The organism is Plantactinospora endophytica, from assembly GCF_016862915.1.
GTDB lineage: Bacteria > Actinomycetota > Actinomycetes > Mycobacteriales > Micromonosporaceae > Plantactinospora > Plantactinospora endophytica.
The window spans coordinates 18,296-39,027 of record NZ_BONW01000046.1; the positions used below are offsets into that span (position 1 = coordinate 18,296).

The 20,732-nt window shown below is 71.6% G+C and carries 16 protein-coding genes and 2 tRNA genes; 4 read left to right on the forward strand and 14 right to left on the reverse strand.

All coding sequences use genetic code 11. The features are described 5' to 3' along the window. Window positions 1–4 precede the first annotated feature (4 nt). The 3 genes from Pen02_RS37800 to Pen02_RS37810 all read left to right on the forward strand — a co-directional run bounded on the left by Pen02_RS37800 (window position 5) and on the right by Pen02_RS37810 (window position 3,185). The gene (locus tag Pen02_RS37800; RefSeq protein ID WP_203871011.1) at window positions 5–1,165 is read left to right on the forward strand and encodes a sensor histidine kinase; all 1,161 of its coding nucleotides are present in this window, start codon (window positions 5–7) and stop codon (window positions 1,163–1,165) included. Next, complete coding sequence (locus Pen02_RS37805; RefSeq protein WP_203871012.1) at window positions 1,162–1,836, forward strand: response regulator; 675 nt, start codon at window positions 1,162–1,164, stop codon at window positions 1,834–1,836. The genes Pen02_RS37800 and Pen02_RS37805 overlap by 4 nt, the downstream gene beginning before the upstream one ends. A gap of 311 nt (window positions 1,837–2,147) precedes the next feature. After that, entirely contained in the window at window positions 2,148–3,185 is a 1,038-nt protein-coding gene (locus Pen02_RS37810; RefSeq protein WP_203871013.1) for a low temperature requirement protein A, read from the forward strand. Window positions 3,186–3,295: 110 nt separating this feature from the next. Here Pen02_RS37810 and Pen02_RS37815 read toward each other — a convergent pair whose 3' ends face one another. The 6 genes from Pen02_RS37815 to Pen02_RS37840 form a co-directional block, all read right to left on the reverse strand. Further along, window positions 3,296–3,595, reverse strand: a complete 300-nt coding sequence (locus Pen02_RS37815; protein ID WP_203871014.1) for a helix-turn-helix domain-containing protein — start codon at window positions 3,593–3,595, stop codon at window positions 3,296–3,298. Window positions 3,596–3,598: 3 nt separating this feature from the next. Beyond that, a complete protein-coding gene (locus Pen02_RS37820; RefSeq protein WP_203871015.1) occupies window positions 3,599–3,949 on the reverse strand; it encodes a type II toxin-antitoxin system RelE/ParE family toxin in 351 nt (116 codons plus the stop codon). Window positions 3,950–4,044: 95 nt separating this feature from the next. After that, window positions 4,045–4,121, reverse strand: a tRNA-Ile gene (locus Pen02_RS37825). A gap of 218 nt (window positions 4,122–4,339) precedes the next feature. Next, entirely contained in the window at window positions 4,340–5,617 is a 1,278-nt protein-coding gene (locus Pen02_RS37830) for an FAD-dependent oxidoreductase (protein WP_203871131.1), read from the reverse strand. Between the two features lie 11 nt (window positions 5,618–5,628). Next, the gene (locus Pen02_RS37835; RefSeq protein ID WP_203871016.1) at window positions 5,629–7,755 is read right to left on the reverse strand and encodes an MMPL family transporter; all 2,127 of its coding nucleotides are present in this window, start codon (window positions 7,753–7,755) and stop codon (window positions 5,629–5,631) included. A gap of 124 nt (window positions 7,756–7,879) precedes the next feature. After that, a tRNA-Asn gene (locus Pen02_RS37840) sits at window positions 7,880–7,952 on the reverse strand. A 278-nt stretch (window positions 7,953–8,230) separates the two neighbouring features. Between Pen02_RS37840 and Pen02_RS42880 the strand changes: the two genes are divergently transcribed. After that, the gene (locus tag Pen02_RS42880; RefSeq protein ID WP_203871017.1) at window positions 8,231–8,590 is read left to right on the forward strand and encodes a hypothetical protein; all 360 of its coding nucleotides are present in this window, start codon (window positions 8,231–8,233) and stop codon (window positions 8,588–8,590) included. Window positions 8,591–8,667: 77 nt separating this feature from the next. On the opposite strand, the gene Pen02_RS37850 is transcribed toward Pen02_RS42880, so the two are convergent. The 8 genes from Pen02_RS37850 to Pen02_RS37885 all read right to left on the reverse strand — a co-directional run bounded on the left by Pen02_RS37850 (window position 8,668) and on the right by Pen02_RS37885 (window position 20,723). Further along, the gene (locus Pen02_RS37850; RefSeq protein ID WP_203871018.1) at window positions 8,668–9,675 is read right to left on the reverse strand and encodes a sugar phosphate isomerase/epimerase family protein; all 1,008 of its coding nucleotides are present in this window, start codon (window positions 9,673–9,675) and stop codon (window positions 8,668–8,670) included. Window positions 9,676–10,053: 378 nt separating this feature from the next. Then, window positions 10,054–12,198, reverse strand: coding sequence for a ThuA domain-containing protein (locus tag Pen02_RS37855; RefSeq protein ID WP_203871019.1), 2,145 nt, complete (start codon window positions 12,196–12,198; stop codon window positions 10,054–10,056). A 68-nt stretch (window positions 12,199–12,266) separates the two neighbouring features. Further along, complete coding sequence (locus tag Pen02_RS37860) at window positions 12,267–15,155, reverse strand: PQQ-dependent sugar dehydrogenase (RefSeq protein ID WP_203871020.1); 2,889 nt, start codon at window positions 15,153–15,155, stop codon at window positions 12,267–12,269. A gap of 323 nt (window positions 15,156–15,478) precedes the next feature. Continuing rightward, window positions 15,479–16,546, reverse strand: coding sequence for a polyprenyl synthetase family protein (locus tag Pen02_RS37865; protein WP_203871021.1), 1,068 nt, complete (start codon window positions 16,544–16,546; stop codon window positions 15,479–15,481). Continuing rightward, a complete protein-coding gene (locus Pen02_RS37870) occupies window positions 16,543–17,988 on the reverse strand; it encodes an alkaline phosphatase family protein (protein WP_203871022.1) in 1,446 nt (481 codons plus the stop codon). The genes Pen02_RS37865 and Pen02_RS37870 overlap by 4 nt, the downstream gene beginning before the upstream one ends. Continuing rightward, window positions 17,981–19,192: a metabolite traffic protein EboE gene (gene eboE / locus Pen02_RS37875; protein WP_203871023.1), complete on the reverse strand. Its 1,212-nt coding sequence runs from the start codon at window positions 19,190–19,192 to the stop codon at window positions 17,981–17,983. Before eboE ends, Pen02_RS37870 begins: the two co-directional genes overlap by 8 nt. Continuing rightward, window positions 19,192–20,055, reverse strand: a complete 864-nt coding sequence (locus Pen02_RS37880; RefSeq protein WP_203871024.1) for a TatD family hydrolase — start codon at window positions 20,053–20,055, stop codon at window positions 19,192–19,194. The genes eboE and Pen02_RS37880 overlap by 1 nt, the downstream gene beginning before the upstream one ends. Continuing rightward, the gene (locus Pen02_RS37885) at window positions 20,055–20,723 is read right to left on the reverse strand and encodes an EboA domain-containing protein (protein ID WP_203871025.1); all 669 of its coding nucleotides are present in this window, start codon (window positions 20,721–20,723) and stop codon (window positions 20,055–20,057) included. Before Pen02_RS37885 ends, Pen02_RS37880 begins: the two co-directional genes overlap by 1 nt. Between the last annotated feature and the right edge of the window lie 9 nt (window positions 20,724–20,732).

Sequence of the window (20,732 nt, forward strand, 5' to 3'; positions counted from 1 at the left end):
GCTCATGAGCTGGTACAACGCCCTCCGGTTGCGCGGCCGGCCGGGGGGCGGGCGGTGGCTCGCTCCGAGCGCCGAGCGGGTGCTGGTCGACGTACTCGCCGTCCTGATGGGCGTCGCGGGCGAATTGACCCTTCTCTACGACGACGAGTCCCCGATCCGCCCGGGGACGGTGCTCCTCACCGTGATCGCCGGTACGGCACTGTTCGGTCGGCGTCGGTACCCGGCCGCGTTGCTGGCCGCCATGGTCGCGGTGACCGGTCTGCTCTTCGCCCTCGGTGAGTCTCCCGGCGGCGTGTTGGTCTGTGTCGCACTGTTCACCGTCGCCGAACGCTGTCGGGCCAGAGTGTCGGTGCTGGCACTGATCGGCGCCACGGTCGTGCTCGTGGCGCTCTCGGTGACCTCGGTGCCTCCGCCGGTGGCGGTGTGGGCGGTCGGTGCCGCCCTACGCGGTCGCCGCCGGCACCACGACGACCTGCGGGCCCGCGCCACGGCCGCGCGAGCCGAACGTGAACAGCAGGCAGCGATCGCCGCGCACGAGGAGCGGGCGGCGATCGCGCGTGAACTCCACGACATCGTCGCGCACTCGGTCACGGTGATGCTGGTCGGCGCACGCGGCGCGCGGGACGTCCTGCCGACCGCACCCGACGTCGCCGCCGACGTGCTGCGCCGGGTGGAGTCCAGCGGTGAGCAGAGCATCGCCGAACTGCGCCGGCTGCTGGCCCTGCTCCGCTCCGGAGTGCCCGCCGCGACATCCTCCGCAGCACCGCACCGGCCCCTGCCGGGCCTGGCCGAACTGGCGGAACTGGCGGCCACCTTCCGGGCGGTCGGCCTCTCGGTCAGCCTTGAGATCGACGGCGAACCGCCCGTCGTCGACGAAGGGGTCGGCGTGTCGGTCTACCGAATCGTCGAGGAAGCCCTCACCAACGTCCTGCGGCACGCCGGGACCGACCACGCGCTCGTCCGACTCAGGGCGAGGCAGGGCCACCTCGATCTCGAGGTGTCCGACCGCGGAGTGGGTCCATCGGGACAGCATCCGCCCGCCGGGCACGGGCTCGTCGGCATGCGCGAACGCGTCCGACTGCTCGGCGGGACGTTCGCGGCAGGACCCGGCCCCGACGGCGGCTTCCGGGTCGCCGCGCGGGTGCCGATCTCGGTGTACCCGTGAGCATCCGGGTCCTGCTCGCCGACGACCAGGAACTGATCCGCCTCGGTCTCCGGCTCTTTCTCGACACCCAGAACGGGATCGACGTCGTCGGCGAGGCACAGGACGGCGCCGAGGCGGTGGCGCGGGCCGCCGAACTACGACCGGATGTGGTGATCATGGACATCCGGATGCCGGTCCTGGACGGCGTAGCGGCGACCACGCGCCTGACCGCGCCCGGCCTCGACCACACCCCACGGGTACTGATCCTCACCACGTTCGATCTCGACGAATACGTGTACGGAGCACTGCGCGCGGGCGCGGCCGGATTCCTCCTCAAGGACGCGCCACGCGAACGCCTGCTGGAGGCGATCCGGGTGGTCGACGCGGGCGACGCGTTGCTCTCGCCCACCGTCACCCGCCGACTGATCCAGGAGTTCGCCGCTCGCCCGCCCGTCGTCGTACGCCCTTCGCCACTGCTCGACTCGCTGACCCCACGCGAACACGAGGTACTCGTCCTGGTGGCCCGTGGCCTGACCAACGGAGAGATCGCCGAGAGGCTGGTGGTGACCGAGGCGACCGTGAAGAGCCACCTCGGCCGCGTACTGGCCAAGGTCGGCGCCCGCGACCGGGTACAACTGGTGATCTTCGCCTACGCGAACGGACTCGCTAGCACCGACCGGAACGGCCTCTGACAGCCCGACGGTCACCCTGAACGATTGCCCGGTTCACGAACCGTTGGTGGGGCGGGCGCGTCACCGCGCGAACCCCAGATCCAGGTCCCCGGCGACCCGCTACCGGTACCCGATGCCGCGATGCCCGGCCTGGCGTCGAGGCGACCGGCCACGCGCCCCCTCTGGGCGTAGGTGTGCTCGCTTTCGGGCAGGGCAATCGCCCGGACCGGGTTAGCTTGTAGGCGGCGCCGGTCGTACCGTGATGCGGGGCGGTCAGGCCTTGAGCAGCGCATCGAGGCGGCTAGTCAATGGCAGACACGGACGAGGCTCGGTTGCTCCACGGCCGCGACGCGCCGAAGCGCGCGACCATGCTGGAATTGGTCTTCGACGTGGTCTACGTCGCCGCCTTCGCACTGGTGTCGATGCGGCTCGCCGCCAACCTCACCTGGTCGGGAGCGGGCGAGATCCTCGTGCTGTTGATGGCACTCTGGTGGACGTGGACGACCACCGCGCTGCTCACGGACTTCTACGACCCGGAACAGAGCGGGATCCAGATCATCGTCGCGTTGACGATGCTCGGTGTCGCGCTGATGGTGGTCGCGATTCCATTCGCGTTCTCCACGCACCCGATCGTCTTCGCGGGCGCCTACGTCGGCATCCACCTCGTCCGGGAGGTCCTGCTGGCGACCCTGTTGCGCGGAAACTATCACGAGCAGAAACGGCCGATACGATTCCTGTTCTGGTTTTCGATATCCGGAATCGCGTGGATCGCGGGCGCGATCCTCGACACTCCGCTGCGCGCCGTACTGTGGACTGTCGCGGTCGTGATCGACTACCTTGCCGGCGCGCTCCGGTATCCCACGCCCAGACGTGACCGGATCCCGATCGAGCAGTACGAGCAGGCCAGCCCGCACATCGCCGAGCGGTACCAGCAGGTGATCGTCCTGACGCTCGGCGATCTCATCCTGGTACCCGCGCTGCGATTCGCCAGCCACGACTTCACCCTCGCCCGGACCGCCGCGTTCCTGATGGCGTTCGGCGCGACGTTGCTGTTCTGGCAGATCTTCGTCTTCGCGACCGCGCCACTCGCGGCGACCACGACGCAACCCGGGAGGATCGGAGCCCGGGCAACTCGGCTGGCACCATTCACCCATCTCGTTACGATCGCCGGCGTGGTGGCCGTGTCCGCCGGTGCCGAACTCGCCGTCGTCCGGCCCACCGGCCCCACGCCGACCAGCTGGGCGTATGTGATTCTCGGCGGTGCCGCGCTGTTCGTGCTGAGCCGGACGATCTTCGAGTACGCGATCCTCGGCCCGGCGGGAGTAGCCGACGCTCGGCCCGGCAGTGGGCCGGACGCGTCGCGGCGCTAACCACACATCATCGTCACCGGCGACCCGCTCCTGGCACGTCTGACCAGATCACGGACGCGGGGTGGTGCCCGATGAGAGTCACCAGCGCCGCGTCTGCGATCGCTGGCGAGTCAAGCTGCCGCGTCCCGTGGCACAAAACTCACGCTGAGACTCACATTCAGGGCCGCCGCCAGCCGCTCCAGCACCGGCAGGGTCGGAACGGTGCCGCCTGCCTCGAACCGCGCGACCGCCGACTGCGTCATCCCCGATTCCTTAGCAAGTTGCGCCTGGCTCCAACCCCGGCGTTCACGAAGATCACGCACCGCACGACCGAGCTCGAACGCCAACCGCGCCGCGTCGTACGCGTCTGCGGCTCCATGCTCGGCCATGCGCCGCTCCCGCATCGCGGCCCAATCGCTACGCTCGCCCATGACCTAACCCTCCTCTTCCGCGACGCGGTGCGTCTCATCAATGCACCTGGCCAACGCCCGGCGCGCCCGGTCGACCTCCCGCTCGTCGCGCACGCGCGTCTTGTAGAACACTGTCAGCAGGATGATCCGCCTGTCCGGCGCAATCCAATAGGTGACCCGGACCGCCTGCCGCTCCAGGTAGAACCGCAACTCGCGCAGCTTTCCATCCAGCTGCTTCGTGTACGGCTCCCCCAGCAACGGCCCGTGTTCAGCCAGCAGGTCGATGTAGAACGCCGCTCGGGCGAACAGTGCCGTCGGCAGGCTCTCCAGCCACTTCTCGACCTCCGGCTCCAGCTCGACCGCACCCCAGGACATAGCAACGATGCTATACCAACCCCTCAGGCCGGCGCAGGCAAGGAGCGGGGTTCGCACTGTTCGATTCATGTCGACATAAGGGCAGGTCAAAGCCCTGGTGGGGCGGGCGGGACTCGAACCCGCGACCGAGGGATTATGAGTCCCCTGCTCTAACCTGCTGAGCTACCGCCCCCGCAACGGGCGCCGGGATGGTAACCCGGCACGACGTCGGCCGGCCACCGAGATCCGGCACCCACCAGTGAAGATCGAGTTGGCCGTACCCGGCCCACCGGATCGCTCGCCGGTTCGGTACCGCCCTGGCGATTCCGGCACGGCGAGGATACCAACCGGCATCGACATCGAGGGGACGCCGAGCGGGCGGCCGGGCTCGGCACCCGGCGCGGGCGACGGTCAGCCCTGGAGGTACCCGACGACCGCGCCGGCCGCCCGCCACCCGCTGGCCAGCGCACCCTGCACGGACGGGCTCCCCCGGTGGTCCCCGGCCACGAAGATCCCCTCCCCCGTCGCCACCGGCTTGCGCAGCCGCCCCTGCGGCGCCGGTGCCGCCGGCAGCGCCTCCGGCACCGGCACGGTCGTCAGGTGCTCCCAGTCGTCCACCGCGCGCCCGTAGAGCCGGGCCAGCTCGGCCCGGACCACCGACTCCGGCGGTACCACCGGACCGGCCACCGAGGTCGCCACCAGGTGCCGCCCCGCCGGGGCGTACGTCGGCGCGGCGCGGCTGACCACCACCGTGTTCGCCACCAACTCGCGCCGGTCCCCGTCGAGCAGCAGGATCGGCTCGCCCAGCGGCGGTTCGGCCGTCGAGTGGTAGTAGGTGGTCAGGGAATGCATCCGCACCCGGCCGAGGGCCGGCAGCAGAGCGGTCGCGGTGGCCGGGTCGGTGGCGACCAGTACGGCCCGGCACCGCACCGCCCCGGCCGACGTGCGGACCAGTCCCGGCCGTACTGACGCGGCCGAGACCCCGAGCGCGATCAGCGACTCCGGCAGCGGGGTGGCGACCGCCTCCGGCAGGGCTCCGATTCCGGCCGCCGGCAGCCCGATCCGCCCGCGGGCGAACGACCGGACGATCATCGCGAAGACGTGGCTGGAGGTGCTCAGTTCCCGCTCGCCGAAGACGCCGGAGAGGAAGGGCCGGAGCAGTTCCTCGACGATCCGGTCGGAGAGCCCGGCCCGGCGCAGCGCCGCTTCGGTGCTGGTCTCCGGGGCCGTCAACAGCCGGTCCACCGGCAGGCTGGCGCACCGGGCCGCCAACGCGGCCAGCCGGAGCCGGTCACCGGCCCGCCCCACACTGCTGATCCGGCGCGACTCCACTCCGGCCGCGTCGGCCAGGCCGGTCAGCACGGTCCGGGCCGCGCCGAACGGGTCGCGCAGCGGATGGACCATCCGGTGCAGCATCTCGCCCCGGCGTACGAGTACGCCCTGAGTGAAGTAGCCGAGCCCGAGCGAGGTCAGGTCCACCAGCGCCGACAGCCGGGGATAGGCGGTGTTCACCACCTGGAATCCGCGATCGATCAGGTACCCGTCCACCGCGTCGGTACGGACCCGGCCGCCCAGCCGCTCGGCGGCCTCGACCAGCAGCCACGGCGTACCCGCGCGGTGCAGTCGGCGGGCGGCGGCCAACCCGGCCAACCCGCCGCCGACGATCACCACGTCGGTCTGCGCCGGCAACTCGGCAACCGTCATCGTTCCCCGCCGGGATGGTTGGGAACCCTGGACAGCCGGGACGGCCACCAGACCGCCGGTCCGATGTCGTACGTCAACGCCGGCACCAGCAGCGAGCGTACGACGATGGTGTCCAGCAGTACGCCGAGCGCCACCGCCAGCCCCAGCTCGATCAGGATCACCAGTGGCAGTACGGCCAGCGCCGAGAAGGTCGCCGCCAGCACGAACCCGGCCGAGGTGATCACTCCACCGGTGACCACCAGCCCGCGCAGCACCCCGGAGCGGGTGCCCTTGCGCACCGACTCCTCCCGGACCCGGCTCATCAGGAAGATGTTGTAGTCGATGCCGAGCGCCACCAGGAAGACGAACGCGAAGAGCGGGAACGACGCGTCGACACCGGGGAAGCCGAAGGCGTACCGGAAGAGGAACGCGCAGAGCCCGAGGGTGGCCAGGAAGGACAGCACCACGGTGAGGATCAGCAGGATCGGCGCGAGCAGGGCCCGGAGCAGCAGGGCCAGGATCACCGCGATCACGCCGAGCACCACCGGGATGATCACGTTCCGGTCCCGGTTGGAGGCATCGGTGGTGTCCACGTTGATCGCGGTGGAGCCGCCGACCACCGCGTCCGCGTCCGGCACCCGGTGCACGGCGACGCGCAGCTCGCGTACCGTCTGCTCCGCCTCGGCGCTGTCGGCCGGCGCCCGGAGCGTGGCCTGGAGCTGGACGCGGCCGTCCACCACCTTCGGCGGACCGCCGGACGACCCCGGGCCGGCGTCCGGACCCGTCGCGTTGGGATCGCCGGCCTGGACCGTCCGCACCGAGACCACTCCGGGTACGCCCCGAGCCGCCGCCACCACCGAATCGGCCGCGCCGGCCAGCGGGAAGATGGTGACCGGACTGCCCAGCCCACCGGGATAGTGCCGGTCGATCACCTCCTGGGCGACGACCGAGTCGGTCCGGTTGGTGAACAGCTCGGACTGGCTGAGTCGGGTGTCGCCGAGCTGGGTCAGGCCGAACCCGAGCGCGATCAGTACGAGCGTGGTCAGCGCCCAGACCAGCCGGGCGCGGCGGGCGATGAAGTGCGCCACCGGTTTCCACAGCCGGCCGACCGTGGCGGCGTGCTCGACGTACGGCGACCGGGGCCAGAACGCCCACCGGCCGCCCAGCAACAGCAGCGCGGGCAGGAAGGTCAGCATCACCACCAGGGTGGCGCCGATGCCGACCGCGGCGACCGGCCCGAGCGCCTGGTTGGAGGCGAGGCTGGAGAGCAGCAGGCAGAGCAGCCCGGCGATGACCGTGCCGCCGGAGGCGAAGATGGCCGGGGCGGCGCCCCGCCAGGCGGCGAGCATCGCGTGGGTGATGTCGTGGTGCCGGCACAGTTCCTCGCGGTAGCGGGCGATCAGCAGCAGGGCGTAGTCGGTACCGGCACCGAAGACCAGCACGGTGAGGATGCCCTGGGCCTGCCCGTTCAGCGTGATCACGTCGGCCTTGGCCAGGAAATAGACGCAGAGGGCGGCGAGCGCGTACGACAGGCCCGCCGCGAGCAGCGGGATGATCCAGAGCACCGGGCTGCGGTAGACGATCAGCAGGATGACGAGTACCACCCCGAGGGTGACCAGCAGCAGCGGGCCGTCGATCGACGAGAAGACGTCGATCAGGTCGCCGAGCATCCCGGCCGGCCCGCCGACCACCACCACCTGGCCGGCGTCGCCGTGCCCGGCGATCTGGCGCAGGTCGCGGATCACGTCGCGGGTGCGGTCCCCCTCCGCGTTGTCCACCGGCACGACGACCTGGAGGGCCTTGCCGTCCGCGCTCGGTATCGGCGGCGGCAGCGGAGCGACCACGCCCGGCACGGTGGCGAACCGGGTTGCGTCGGCGGCTGCCCGCTGCCGGTCGGCGTCGGTGACCCCGCTCTCCCTGGCGTAGACGACCAGCGCCGGCAGGGTCGCCCGGTCGACGAAACCGGCGGCGAGCCGTTCGCCCCGGGTGGCCTCGGCGTCCGACGGCAGGAAGGCGGCGTTGTCGTTGGTGGCGACCGTGCCGAGCTTTCCCGGGTACGGCATCGCGAGCGCGCCCACCGCGAGCCAGCCGACGACGAGCAGGGCGGCGAGCAGCACGACGACCCGACGCCGTGATCCTGCCATCTCCCACCCATCCCGTTCCGAGCCACCTCGGCGTGCCACTGGACGCGCCGCCGGGCGTCCTGCCGGACGGGCCCAGATATGACGATGCCCGCCGACGGGGCCGGCGGGCGGAATGTTGGGAAAGCTCCCCCGTTTGGACTCGAACCAAAAACCTGCCGGTTAACAGCCGGCTGCTCTGCCAATTGAGCTACGGGGGATCGCGTTGGCCGGCACTGGATCTCTCCGGCGCCGTGCGACGGCACAAGAGTACAGGACGGGTGGGGGTGGTGGGCTACCGGGTTATCGCGCGGCGGTCGGCGTTGTCGCGGGTGGAAGCCACACAAGATATTTGGACAAAACGGCATGGGGGCCACAACCAGGCATGACATCGGTGGAGGATGGGTAGGGACCTGGGGACAGACGACGCAGGCGCGACACGGTCGCCCACCGGGAAGCCGGGGGCGCTGACCGCGTCAGTACACGGAAGGGAGCCGTCATGCGCGGAAAGCTGTGGTTCGTCGGCGGGCTGGCTGTGGGCTTCGTCCTGGGCGCCCGCGCGGGCCGGGAGAGGTACGAGGAACTGGTGCTCAAGGGTCGCAAGGTGCTTGACCACCCGACGGTGCAGGAGGCGGCCGGGGTGGCACAGGCCCAGGCTTCCCGGCTGTACTCCGAGGGCAAGGACCGGCTCAGCCACACCCGGCTGGGCGAGAAGCTCGGCACGGGCACCGGCGGAACGGCCGAGTTGGGCACCGCCGACAGCGGCAGCCGCGCGGACGCCACCGTCGGATCGGGTACGAAGTCCTCGACCGCGCCCGCCTCGCGGGCCGCGTCGGGGGCCAACGGCACCACGTTCTGAGGCACCGCACCACACCGCGGAACACGGCGCGGGGCCGACCCGGGATCGGGCCGGCCCCGCGCCGTGAGGCTGGCCGATCAGTCCTTGCTGCTGAACGCGGCGTCGAAGGCCGCGCTCGGGGCGTCGAAAGCGAGCCGGCGGACGAACTGGAGCGCCTCGGGGGCACCGACCAGCCGGTCCATCCCGGCGTCCTCCCACTCGATCGAGATCGGGCCGTCGTAGCCGATCGCGTTCAGCGCCCGGAACGAGTCCTCCCACGGCACGTCGCCGTGCCCGGTCGAGACGAAGTCCCAGCCCCGGCGCAGGTCCGCCCAGGGCAGGTGGGACGCGAGCCGGCCCCGCCGCCCGTCCCCGGTACGCACCTTCGCGTCCTTGCAGTCGACGTGGTAGATCCGGTCGGCGAAGTCGAAGATGAAGTTCACCGGGTCGAGTTCCTGCCACACGAAGTGCGACGGGTCCCAGTTCAGCCCGAACGCCGGCCGGTGCCCGATCGCCTCCAGGGTGCGCCGGGTGGTCCAGTAGTCGTACGCGATCTCGCTCGGGTGCACCTCGTGGGCGAACCGCACCCCCACCTCGTCGAAGACGTCGAGGATCGGGTTCCACCGGTCGGCGAAGTCCTGGTAACCGCGCTCGATCATCGCCGGCGGTACCGGCGGGAACATCGCCAGGGTGTGCCAGATCGACGAGCCGGTGAAGCCGACGACGGTCTTCACGCCGAGCTTCGCCGCCGCCCGGGCGGTGTCCTTGATCTCCTCGGCGGCCCGCTGCCGAACCCCCTCCGGCTCCCCGTCGCCCCAGATCCGGGCCGGCAGGATGTCCTGGTGCCGCTCGTCGATCGGGTGGTCGCAGACCGCCTGCCCGACCAGGTGGTTGGAGATGGTCCAGACCTTGAGGTTGTACTTGGCCAGCGTCTCCCGCTTCCGGTCGACGTACGAGTCGTCGGCGAGCGCCTTGTCGACCTCGAAGTGGTCACCCCAACAGGCGATCTCCAGCCCGTCGTAGCCCCACTCCGAGGCGAGCCGGCACACCTCCTCGAACGGTAGGTCGGCCCACTGGCCGGTGAAGAGCGTGATGGGTCGCGCCATGGTCTTTCTCCCTGTTGATCACGCGGGATTCACGACTGCGCCGGGCACGGTGCCGGTGGACCGGGGCGAGGGTGACCGTCCGGGACGGTGGCGGGAACTCCTCGGCCGCGTGGTCGGCACGTGCGAGAACGCACCCGAGCCGGACGGGTTGCGCCTCCCGCCTGGTTGCCGGCCACCACCGAGGATCGCCACGACCACTCTAGGCCGTCCCGCCCGGAGCAAGGAAGCCCCGCCTCCCGGATCCGAGGAACCGGGAGGCGGGGCGGAGACGGCCCGACCCTGTGCACTGTTCGCGGCCGACCCGTCTCCCTTGAGGGCGGGCGGCGGGGTCGCGCTGGGCGGGTGGTGGGGATGCGCGCCGCCCGCTACCCGCTCAACTCAGGGCAAGGTCCACTTCTGGTTGGCGGCACCGGCGATGCAGTCCCACAGGTGTACGTCCTGGCCGTCCGCCGAGCTGCCGTTCGACACGTCCAGGCACTTGCCGTTGCCCGGGTTGCGCAGGGTGCCGTCGGACTGGGGAGCCCAGTTCTGTGCCCCGCTGGAGTTGCAGGTCCAGAGCTGGATCTTGGTGCCGTTGGCGGTACCCGAGCCGGAGATGTCGAGGCACTTGCCCAGCGCCCGCAGGGTCTGGCCGCTGCGGGTCCAGGTCTGCCGGGCCGAGTTGGCGACGCAGGTGTTGATCTGTGCCTGGGTACCGTCGGCGGTGCCGCCACCGTCGATCTCCAGGCACTTGCCGGCCAGCCCGACCACCGGCCCGGTCCCGGTCCCGCCGGTGCCACCCGAGCGCACCAGGGTGAACTCGTCGACGTCGTACAGTCCGGTGCCGGAACCGGCGACGGTGAGGAAGAGGTTCGCGGTGCCGGACGGCAGCCCGGACAGCGCGGTGCTCACCTCGGCGTAGCTCTCCCAACCGCCGGTGTTCGAGATCGTGGCGGTGCCGTGCACCGGGCCGGTCTGCGAACCGCTCCGGACCTGGAGGGTGCCGCCGGCACCGCCGGAGACCACCCGGGCGCGCAGCGAGGTGACCCCGGTCAGGTTCTGCCCGTTGTACCCGGCCCAGTCGCCCGGGTCGAGGTACCCGATCGTCGAACCGCCGTTGGCGCCGGCCTTGCCGACCACCTGGACGCCGCTCTGCGAGGTGAACGCCTCGGCCTGGACCGTGGTGTTCTGGCCCGGGTCCGGGTTGCCGCCGAGTTCCTTGATCCGGATGTTGCGGAACGAGACGTCGTCACCGGTGCCGTGGTTCTGGATGCCGATGTGGCCGGCCAGCGAGCGCACCGGGTTGGTGTTGGTGAAGTCGTTGATCAGCACGCCGTTGAGGTAGACGCGCAGCCGCTCCCCCTCGACCAGCAGCTCGTAGTTGTTCCACTCGCCCGCCGCGTTCAGCGCGGCGTCCCGGGCCGCGATGTCGGCCGACTTGAACGAGTAGACCGAGCCGGTGGTCCGGTCCGCCGCGTCGGTCGGGTCGATCTGGATCTCGTAGCCGTTGTTGACCGCCGAGTTGGGGTCGGACGACGGCGGGAAGCCGATGAAGACGCCGGAGTTGTCGTCGCCGGCCATCCGCCAGTCCAGCTTCAGCGAGTACGAGCCGAACTGCTTGGCGCTGTACCAGAACAGGCCCATGCCGCCGACCGAGGTCAGCGTGGCGTCCGAGTTGGTGAAGTTGCCCGGACCGGCCTGGGACCAGCCGGTGGTGGAGCCGTTGTAGAGGGTGGTGTAGCCGGTCTCGGGCCGGCAGTCGGCCTTGGACCGGCCGGCGGCGTACCGGATGCCGCCGAGCAGGTGCGACCGGAAGGCCGACTCGGCGTACGACGCCTGCGTGTGCCCGCCGCCGGTGTAGAAGGACCGGCCGCCCTCGTACGTCTTGCACCAGGAGTGCGGGTGGTCCGCGCCCATCCCGCCACCGGAGTACGACGACTCGTCCAGCGTCGCCAGCACCCGCGCCGTGGACCGGGCGTTGGTGCGGTAGTTGTACCACTCGTCGGTGCGGGTCCAGGTCTGCGGCAGGTGGGCCGTTGCCGCGTGCCCCCGGTGCTCCGTCTTGATGTTGGCCTGCTGGATCGCCGGGTGCGAGGCGAAGTACGCCCCGACCAGGTTGCCGTAGAACGGCCAGTCGTACTCGGTGTCGGCGGCGGCGTGCACCCCGACGTACCCCTTGCCGCTGCGGATGTACGACTCGAAGGCGGTCTGCTGGCTGGCGTTGAGGGTGTCGCCGGTGGTGTTCAGGAAGACCACCGCCTCGTACGGGGCGAGGTTGGTGGTGGTGAACGCGGCGGCGTCCTCGGTGGCGGTCACGGTGAAGTTGTTCGCCGCGCCGAGTTCACGGATCGCCTGGGTGCCGGCCGCGATCGAGTCGTGCCGGAACCCGGCGGTCTTCGAGAAGACCAGCACGTCGTACGGGGCGTCGGCGGCGCTGGCCGGGCCGGCCGGCACGGTGGTGCAGGCCAGTACCGCGAGCGTGGTGGTGGCGATGGCCAGGCTGGGACGGATCGTCTTCCGGGTTCTGCTGCGGAACAGTCGCATCGTCGCTCTCCTTCAGAGGGCGGGAGGGAGGGCGCCCGCCGGTCGGGGCGGGCGCCCGTCCGGCTACGTCAGGGCAGGGTCCACTTCTGGCTGGCGGTGCCGGCTATGCAGTCCCAGAGGTGCACGTTCTGCCCGTCGGCGGAACTGCCGTTGAGGATGTCCAGGCACTTGTTGGAGCCCGCGTTGCGCAGCGAGCCGTCGGCCTGCGGTGCCCAGTTCTGGGCGGCGGTGGAGTTGCAGGTCCAGAGCTGGATCTTGGTGCCGTTCGCGGTGCCGGCCCCGGAGACGTCCAGACACTTGCCCAGGGTACGCAGGGTCTGGCCGTTCCGCGTCCAGCTCTGGTGGGCCGAGCCGGTGCAGGTCCAGATCTGTGCCTGGCTGCCGTCGGCGGTACCGCCGGCCTCGATCTCCAGACACTTGCCGGCCAGCCCGACGATCGGACCGGTGCCGCCACCGCCACCGGTGCTGCCGGTGTTGACGGTGAAGGCGTCCACGTCGTAGAGCGCGCCGGTGCCGGAGCCGGCGAAGGTGAGGTAGAGCGTGGTGGTGCCGGCCGGCGGGTTGGTGATCGTGCCGGTGACGGTGGCGAAGGTGTCCCAGCCGCCGGTGACCGGCACGGTGGCGCTGCCGAGCACGGTGCCGGTGGCCGAGCCGGCCCGGAGTTGGATGGTGCCGCCGGCACCCGCCGACGAGACCCGGGCGCTGAACGAGGTGGCGTTCGACAGCCGGTACGGCGTGAAGGCGATCCAGTCCCCGTTGTTGATGTCGCCGACGGTCTGGCCGCCCTCGGCGGTGGCCTTGGCGAACTTGTTCACCCCGGACGAGGTCTCGTAGTGCTCGGCCTGCCGGTGCTTCGGGGTCAACTCGTGCTGGCGGTGCGTGGTCAGCCCGCCCCGGTCGGTGTACTCGGCGTCGAAGATCGGGAAGATGTTCGCCGCGTCGTCGTGCTCACCGTCGACCGGGATTGTGATGGTGCCGGTGCAGCCGGTGGCCGAGGTGATCTGGTGGCCGTGGCTGTCGTGGCCGAGTACGTAGGTCATCTTGACCCGCGAGCAGTCGATCGTGCCGTCCTCCGGGTCGGTGACGGTGATCGAGAACGGCACCGCGTCACCGAAGGCGACGAGTTGCCCGGCGGCCGGTGCGGTGATGGTCACCGTCGGGGCGGTGTTGCCGACCCCGATGGTGACGCTGGCGGTGCCGGTCGCGCCGGCCGGGTCGCGTACGGTCAGCGTCGCCGTGTAGTTGCCGTTTGCGGAGTACGTCTTCGTCGGGTTCGCCGCCGTCGACGTGGTGCCGTCGCCGAACGCCCACGAGTAGGTGAGCGCCCCGCCCTCCGGGTCGGACGAGCCGGCCGAGGAGAAGTTCACGGTCAGCGGCGCCGTCCCGGAGGTCGGGTTGGCGCTGGCCACCGCGGTCGGGGCCCGGTTGCCGCCGCCGACGTAGTCGAAGCGGTAGAGCGCCGAGTTGGCGTCCCCGTTGAAGTAGCCGGTGCCGTAGTCGAGCACGTAGTACGAGCCGTCCGGCCCGAACGCCGAGTCCATCACCTGCTTGCCCACCCAGGGGAAGGTGTCGATGGTACCCGGCGAGCCGTCGCCGTTGACGTGGATCGGCTTGATCCAGCCCCGGCCGAACTCGGTGGCGAAGAACTGGCCGTCGAAGGTGGCCGGGAACTTGGTGGTCGACGGGTTCGCCGCGTTGTACCGGTAGACCGGGCCGCCCATCGGGGACTCCGAGCCGCCGCCGAACTCCGCCGGGGTGCCGGCGTCACCGGCGTACCGGATCCAGGCCGGGCGGGCCGCCGGCAGGGTGCCCTGGCCGGTGTTCCGGAACGAGTTGTTGGTCGGGCCGCCGGTGCAGTTGTACTTCGCCGCGCCCGGCCCGTCCGGGAAGGTCCACTCGTTGTACGTCTCGGTGCTGGTGTTCGTCCCGGTGCAGTACGGCCAGCCGTAGTTGCCGGGCGAGGTGATCCGGTTGAACTCGACCTGCCCGCTCGGGCCCCGGCTGGCGTTGGTGGAGCCGGCGTCCGGGCCGTAGTCGCCGACGTAGACGTGCCCGGTGGCCTTGTCCACGCTCATCCGGAACGGGTTCCGGAAGCCCATCGCGTAGATCTCCGGCCGGGTGTTCGCGGTGCCCGGCGCGAAGAGGTTCCCGCTCGGAATCGAGTACGTCCCGTTGGCGTTCACCTTGATCCGCAGGATCTTGCCGCGCAGGTCGTTGGTGTTGCCGGAGGAGCGCTGCGCGTCGTACGCCGGGTAGCGGGTGGTCCGCTCGTCCAGCGGCGAATAGCCGGCGGACTCGAACGGGTTGGTGTCGTCCCCGGTGGAGAGGTAGAGGTTGCCGGCCGCGTCGAAGTCGATGTCCCCACCGACGTGGCAGCACATGCCCCGGTCCGCCGGTACGTCGAGCACCGTCACCGCGCTGGCGGTGTTGAGGGTGAAGTCGGCGTTCAGGGTGAACCGGGACAGCCGGTTCACCCCGGCGAAGGGCGCGAACTGCGCCGCCGTGCCGTTGGCGGGCGCGTCGCCGGCCGGAGTGGACAGCGGCGGGGCGTAGTAGAGGTAGATCTGCCGGTTGCTGGCAAAGCCGGGATCGACGCCGACGCCCTGCAACCCCTCCTCGTCGTGGGTGTAGACCGGCACGGTGCCGAGGACGGCCGTGTTGCCGGCGGCGTCGGTGCGGCGCAGCGTGCCGTTGCGGGCGGTGTGCAGCACCGAGCGGTCCGGCAGGATCGCGATGGTCATCGGCTCGCCGACCTCGGCGACGCCCCGGGCCAGGGTCACCTGCTGGAAGTCGGAGGCGGTGATCGGGTGCGCTCCGGCGGGGGCGGCCGGGGCGAGTACCGCCGGAAGGGTGGTGGCGGCCAGCAGCAGCGCGGCGCCGCCCGCCCACCGCCGGGATCTTCTGGGATGCGCGCGGCCGGAGCGGCCGGGCAGGGTGGGGTGGTCGGTGAAAGACATGGTCGTGCACTCCCGTCCTGACCAGGTGCGATTCAGGCAGGGCGCTCGCCGTCGCGCCAGATGCCGTCGGGGTGGATCTCCGCCCGGGGGCCGCCGTTCCCGCCAAGCCACGACCGTCGACCGGCATGGGCACACCGGTACGTCGATCGCTGTCGTGGGTCAACCGCGCCGTCGGTTACCTCGACGTAACAACTTCGAGCTGTGTCCGACACAGTAATTTCTATGTGTTGATGTGTCTATACCTTCTGCCGCGCATACGTGAACTTTTGTCGGCACGGCGAAAAGTTACGACACCTGTTACGGCACGCGCGATCGGTCGACCGCTAACCGTGCCGTTCCACGGTCTCGGCCGCCAGCGTGGCGAGCACCTCGGCGGCCTCGGCGGTGAGCGGTGCCTCCGCCAGCGCGGCCAGCGCGGCGTCGGCACGTACCCTGATCATCTGCTCGATCCGGTCCAGGGCACCGGTCTCGACGATGATCGCGCGCAGCTCGGCGGCACCGTCCGGATCCAGCTCCGGGTTGCCGAACAGCGCCTTCAACCGCTGCGCCTGGGCCCGGTCGGCACTCCCTCGGGCCAGCGCCATCATCACCGTCGGCTTACCCTCCCGCAGGTCGTCCAGGATGGACTTGCCGGTCAGCGCCGGATCACCGAAGACCCCGAGCACGTCGTCGCGGAGCTGGAAGGCGTCGCCGAGCGGGTCACCGAAGGCGGCCATCGCGGCGAGCAGCTCCGGCGAACCGGCGGCCAGCGCCGCACCGATCTGCAACGGCCGGGTCACCGTGTAGCGGGCCGCCTTCATCCGGACCACGGTCAACGCGCTGGCCACCGACCCGTCGCCGACCCCGGAGACCAGGTCGAGATACTGCCCGGCGATCACCTCGGTGCGCATGGTCGCGAAGACGCCGTACCCCTGGTGCACCTCCTCCGGGGTCAGCCCGCACTCGTGGAAGAGCTGGTCGGCCCAGGCGGCGCAGAGGTCACCGCAGAGCAGCGCGGTACTGCGGCCGTACGAGGCCGGGTCGCCGCGCCAGGCCGACCGGGCGTGCAGGTCGGCGAAGAGCCGGTGCACCGAGGGCTCGCCGCGCCGCCGGTCGCTGCCGTCCATGATGTCGTCGTGGATCAGCGCGAACGCGTGGAACAGCTCCAGCGCGGCGGCGGCGGCCACGATCGGGGTACCGTCCGCGCCACCGGCACCGCGCCAGCCCCAGTAGCAGAAGAGCGGGCGCAGCCGCTTGCCGCCGGCCAGTACGAACCGGTGCAGGGTGGTGAAGACGCCCCGGGGGGCACCGTCCGGCCAGTCCGGGTCCTGCCGGTCGAGAAAGGCGGCGAGTTGGGCGTCGAAGCGCTTCCGTAGCTCGCCCAGATCCACCTCCGGCACGGTCGCCGTCATCGCCGCCTCCCCACGGCCGACGCCCCGTCCTGCGCTCCGCCGCCAGCCGGCGCCGACTGGTCGGACAGGCCGGCAAGGTGCAGCAGCAAGTTCTTGACCTCGGTGGCGGCGTACGAGTCCCGGGCCGTCGAGGGGTCCGAGCAGATCAGCACCGGGCCGTCGGCCGGATCCGCAGGCAGCCGGCCGTGCGAGCCGCGTACCGCCTTCGCGCCCGCGTCCAGCCCCACCACGCTCATCAGGTAGCGCATCCCGAGCTTCTTCCGGGCCAGCGCCACCCCGGCCCGGCGCTTCGCCGCACCCGGCGCGGCCGGGTCGAAGAACAGCTCGGCCGGGTCGTACCCGGGCTTGCGGTGGATCTCCACCAGCCGGGCGAAGTCCGGTGCCCGGGCGTCGTCGAGCCAGTAGTAGTAGGTGAACCAGGCGTCCGGCTCGGCGACCAGCACCAGCTCGCCGGCCCGCTCGTGGTCCAGCCCGTGCTCCGCCTTGCCGGCGGCGTCCAACACCTGCGCCACCCCGGGCAGCCCCGCGCAGAGCTTCGCCACCGCCGGCACGTCAGCCGGGTCCTTGACGTAGACGTGCGCGACCTGGTGGTCGGCGACCGCGAACGCCCGGGACGTCCACGGGTCCAGGTATTCCATCCCGTCCTGGGTGTAGACCCGGAGCAGCCCCTCGGCCCGGAGCAGCCGGTTCACGTCCACCGGCCGGCTCGCCTCGGTGATGCCGTACTCCGACAGCACCACCACCGTCGCGTTCCGCGCGGCGGCGGCGTCCAGCAGCGGACCGAGTACCCCGTCCAGCTCGACCGCAGCCGCCACCGCCTGCTCCGACGACGGGCCGAAGCGTTGCAGGTCGTAGTCGAGGTGCGGCACGTAGACCAGGGTCAGGTCCGGGTTCTTCTCCACCATGATCTGCTCGGCGGCCCGGCAGATCCACCGCGACGACGGCAGCCCCGCCCCCGGCCCCCAGTAGGTGAACAGCGGAAAGCCGCCCAGCTTGGAGGTCAGCTCGTCGTGCAGCTCCGGCGGGTCGGTGTAGCAGTCCGGCTCCTTGCGCCCGTCGGCGTAGTAGATCGGCCGGGGCGTCACCGTCCAGTTCACGTCGGCGCCCATCGCGTACCACCAGCAGACGTTGGCCACGGTGTAGTCCGGGCGTTCCCGGCGGGCCGCCTGCCAGACCTTCTCCCCGCCCATCAGCGCGTGGTGCTGCCGCCACAGGAAGACCTCGCCCAGGTCCCGGAAGTACCAGCCGTTGCCGACGATGCCGTGCTCGGACGGCAACGCCCCGGTGAGCAGGGTCGCCTGGGCCGAACAGGTCACCGCCGGCAGCACGGTACCGAGTTCGGCCTGCCAGCCGGCCTCGGCCAGGGCGCGCAGCCGGGGCATGTGGGCGAGCAGTCGAGGGGTCAACCCGACCACGTCGATCACGACCAGTGGACTAGTCATCGTGCCTCCTCGGCGCGGATGCGGGGGCGTCGGAGTCCTCGGTCAGCCCGAGCGCGACCAGTTCGTCGCGGGCGAAAGCCAACTCGGCGGCGATGCCGCCGGCCAGCTCCGCGTCCGATCCCGGACGCTGCGCCTCCGGCAGCACCCCCCAGGTGTACGTCTCGACGTCCAGGTGGTCGCACCCGGCGACCGGCCCGGCGAACAGCTCCCGCAGCGCGTCCCGGAGCACCGGCACGGTGGACTCCAGCGGTGCGACGGGCTCGGCGTGCAGCGGTACGTGGTAGTGCACCCGCCAGGCGCCGGGCAGGTCGGCCTCCAGCGCCGCGTCCAGGTCGTCGGCGGCGTGTGCCGGGTCGGCCGGGTCGACGGCGCCCCGGCACGGTTCGGCGCGGGTCTGGTGCAGGAAGCGCGGCTCGACGTACCCGCGCAGGTCCTCGGCGGCGGCGACCGGGTCGGCGGCGGCCAGCGCGGCCGACACCTGCACCTTCACCACCGGCAGCCCGGCGCCGCGCAGTCGGGCCAGCGCCTCGGCGGGCTCCTCCCAGGCGCAGGCGAGATGGGCCAGGTCGAGGCAGATGCCGAGCCGGTCGGTGTCCACCCGGGACAGTGCCGCCACCGCCTGACTCGTCGACTCGACCACGCAGCCCGGCTCCGGCTCGAAGCCGACCCGCACCGCCCGGCCGGTACGCCAGGCGATCTGGGTCAGCCCGTCGGCCAGCTCGTCCAGCACCCGGGCCGCCCGGTCGGCCTGGCGCTGCTCCCACGGCTCCCGCCAGGCCAGCGGCAGGGTGGAGACCGAGCCCCGGACGGCGTCGTCGGGGAGCAGGTCGACCAGTACGGTGGCCAGGTTCAGGGTGTAGACCAGCCGCTCCCGGGTGGTCCAGTCCGGGTGGTAGACGGCCTGCTTCACCACCGGGGCGTGGAAGGACTGGTAGGGGAACCCGTTCAGGGTCACCACCTCCAGCCCGCGCGCGACCAGCTCGGCGCGCAGCTTCCGCCGGGTCTGCGGGTCGGCGGCGAGCCCGGCCGCCACCGGTGCCGCCAACCACAGCCCCAACCCGAGTACGTCGGCGTCCAGCCGTTCCCGGATCCGCACCGCGTACGTGTCGAGCTGTCCCAGCACCCCGGCCAGGTCCTCGGCCGGATGCACGTTGGTGCAGTAGCTCAGGTGCACCGTCTGCCCGTCGGCGTGCCGCAGCCGCATCAGCTACCGCCCCGCAGGATCGAGTTCCCCTCGAACGTGCCGGGCCCGGTCTCCCCCGATGCCTCGTCCGCACCCAGGTCGAGCCGGCCGGACTGGCCGTAGAACTCCACCGGGTTGCGCCAGAGCACCTGGTCGACGTCGTCGTCGCCGAAGCCGGCGGCCAGCATCGCCTCGCCGGTGGCCCGGGTCAGCAGCGGATCCGAGCGCCCCCAGTCGGCCGCCGAGTTGACCAGCATCCGCTCGGTGCCGTACTTGCGGAGCAGCTCGACCATCCGTGGCGGCGACATCTTGGTCTCGGGGTAGATGGAGAAGCCGAGCCAGCAGCCGGTGTCCCGGACCAGCGGCACGGTCACCTCGTTGAGGTGGTCGATCACCACCCGGCCGGGTTCGAGACCGGACTCGGCGATCACCGCCAGGCTGCGTTCGGTGCCCCGGGCCTTGTCCCGGTGCGGGGTGTGCACCATCGCCGGCAGCTCGTGTTCGACCGCCAGGGCGAGTTGGGCGGCGAAGACCTCGTCCTCCTCCGGGGTCATCGAGTCGTAGCCGACCTCGCCGACCGCCACCACGCCGTCCTTGTCCAGATAGCGGGGCAGCAGGTCGAGCACCTCACGGCAGCGCGGGTCGTTCGCCTCCTTCGGGTTCAGCGCGATGGTGGCGTGGTGTCGGATGCCGAACTGGGCGGCCCGGAACGGCTCCCAGCCGACCAGCGAGTCGAAGTAGTCGACGAAGGAGGCGGCACTGGTCCGGGGCTGGCCGAGCCAGAACGCCGGCTCCACCAGCGCGCGTACCCCGGCGGCGGCCATCCGCTCGTAGTCGTCCGTGGTCCGGGAAGTCATGTGGATGTGCGGGTCGAAGATCCTCATCACGCCTCCTCGGCGCCCGACCGGGCCGGGGTCCCCGACCGGTGCAGCACGCTCAGTCGATCAAGCAACGCGGTCGCGTCCGCCGGCATGTCCCGACCGGCCGCCCGACGTTCGTCGGCGAACCCGGCCAGCATGGTGGTCAGCTCGGCGTCGGCCCGCCGGTCGAGCCCGGAGACGGCGGACAGCGGGATCCCGGTGAAGACACACTTGAGCACCGCCTGCCGCCAGGCGGCCTGGTCGAGCCGGTCCGCGTACGGGCCGAGGGCGGCGGAGACCAGCCGGGTGTCGTTGGTCCGGATCGCGTCGTGCAGCAGTGGCACCCCGGCGTCGCCGACGGCGGGCAGCAGCGGCAGCGCCCGGAGTACCGCCCGTTTCTCGGCGGCGTCGCCGTGCCGGTAGCAGGTCTCGGCCTGACCGGGCAGTTCGGTCGGGGGCAGCGCGGCCAGCAGCAGCACCCGGGCCGCGTCGTCGGCGGTCCAGTCGGGCAGGTCGGGCAGGGGTTCCCGCCCGCACCTGCGGCCGGCCGCCGCGAACAGCCGACCGAGCGCGGCCGGCTCGCTGCCGACCCGGGCCAGCGCCTCCGTCAGCCAGTCCCGGTCGGGCAGCCGCCCGTCGGGTACGGCCAGCAGCGCCGCCCGCAGTCGTTCCAGTTCCGGTTCCGGTTCCATCCGGTCCTC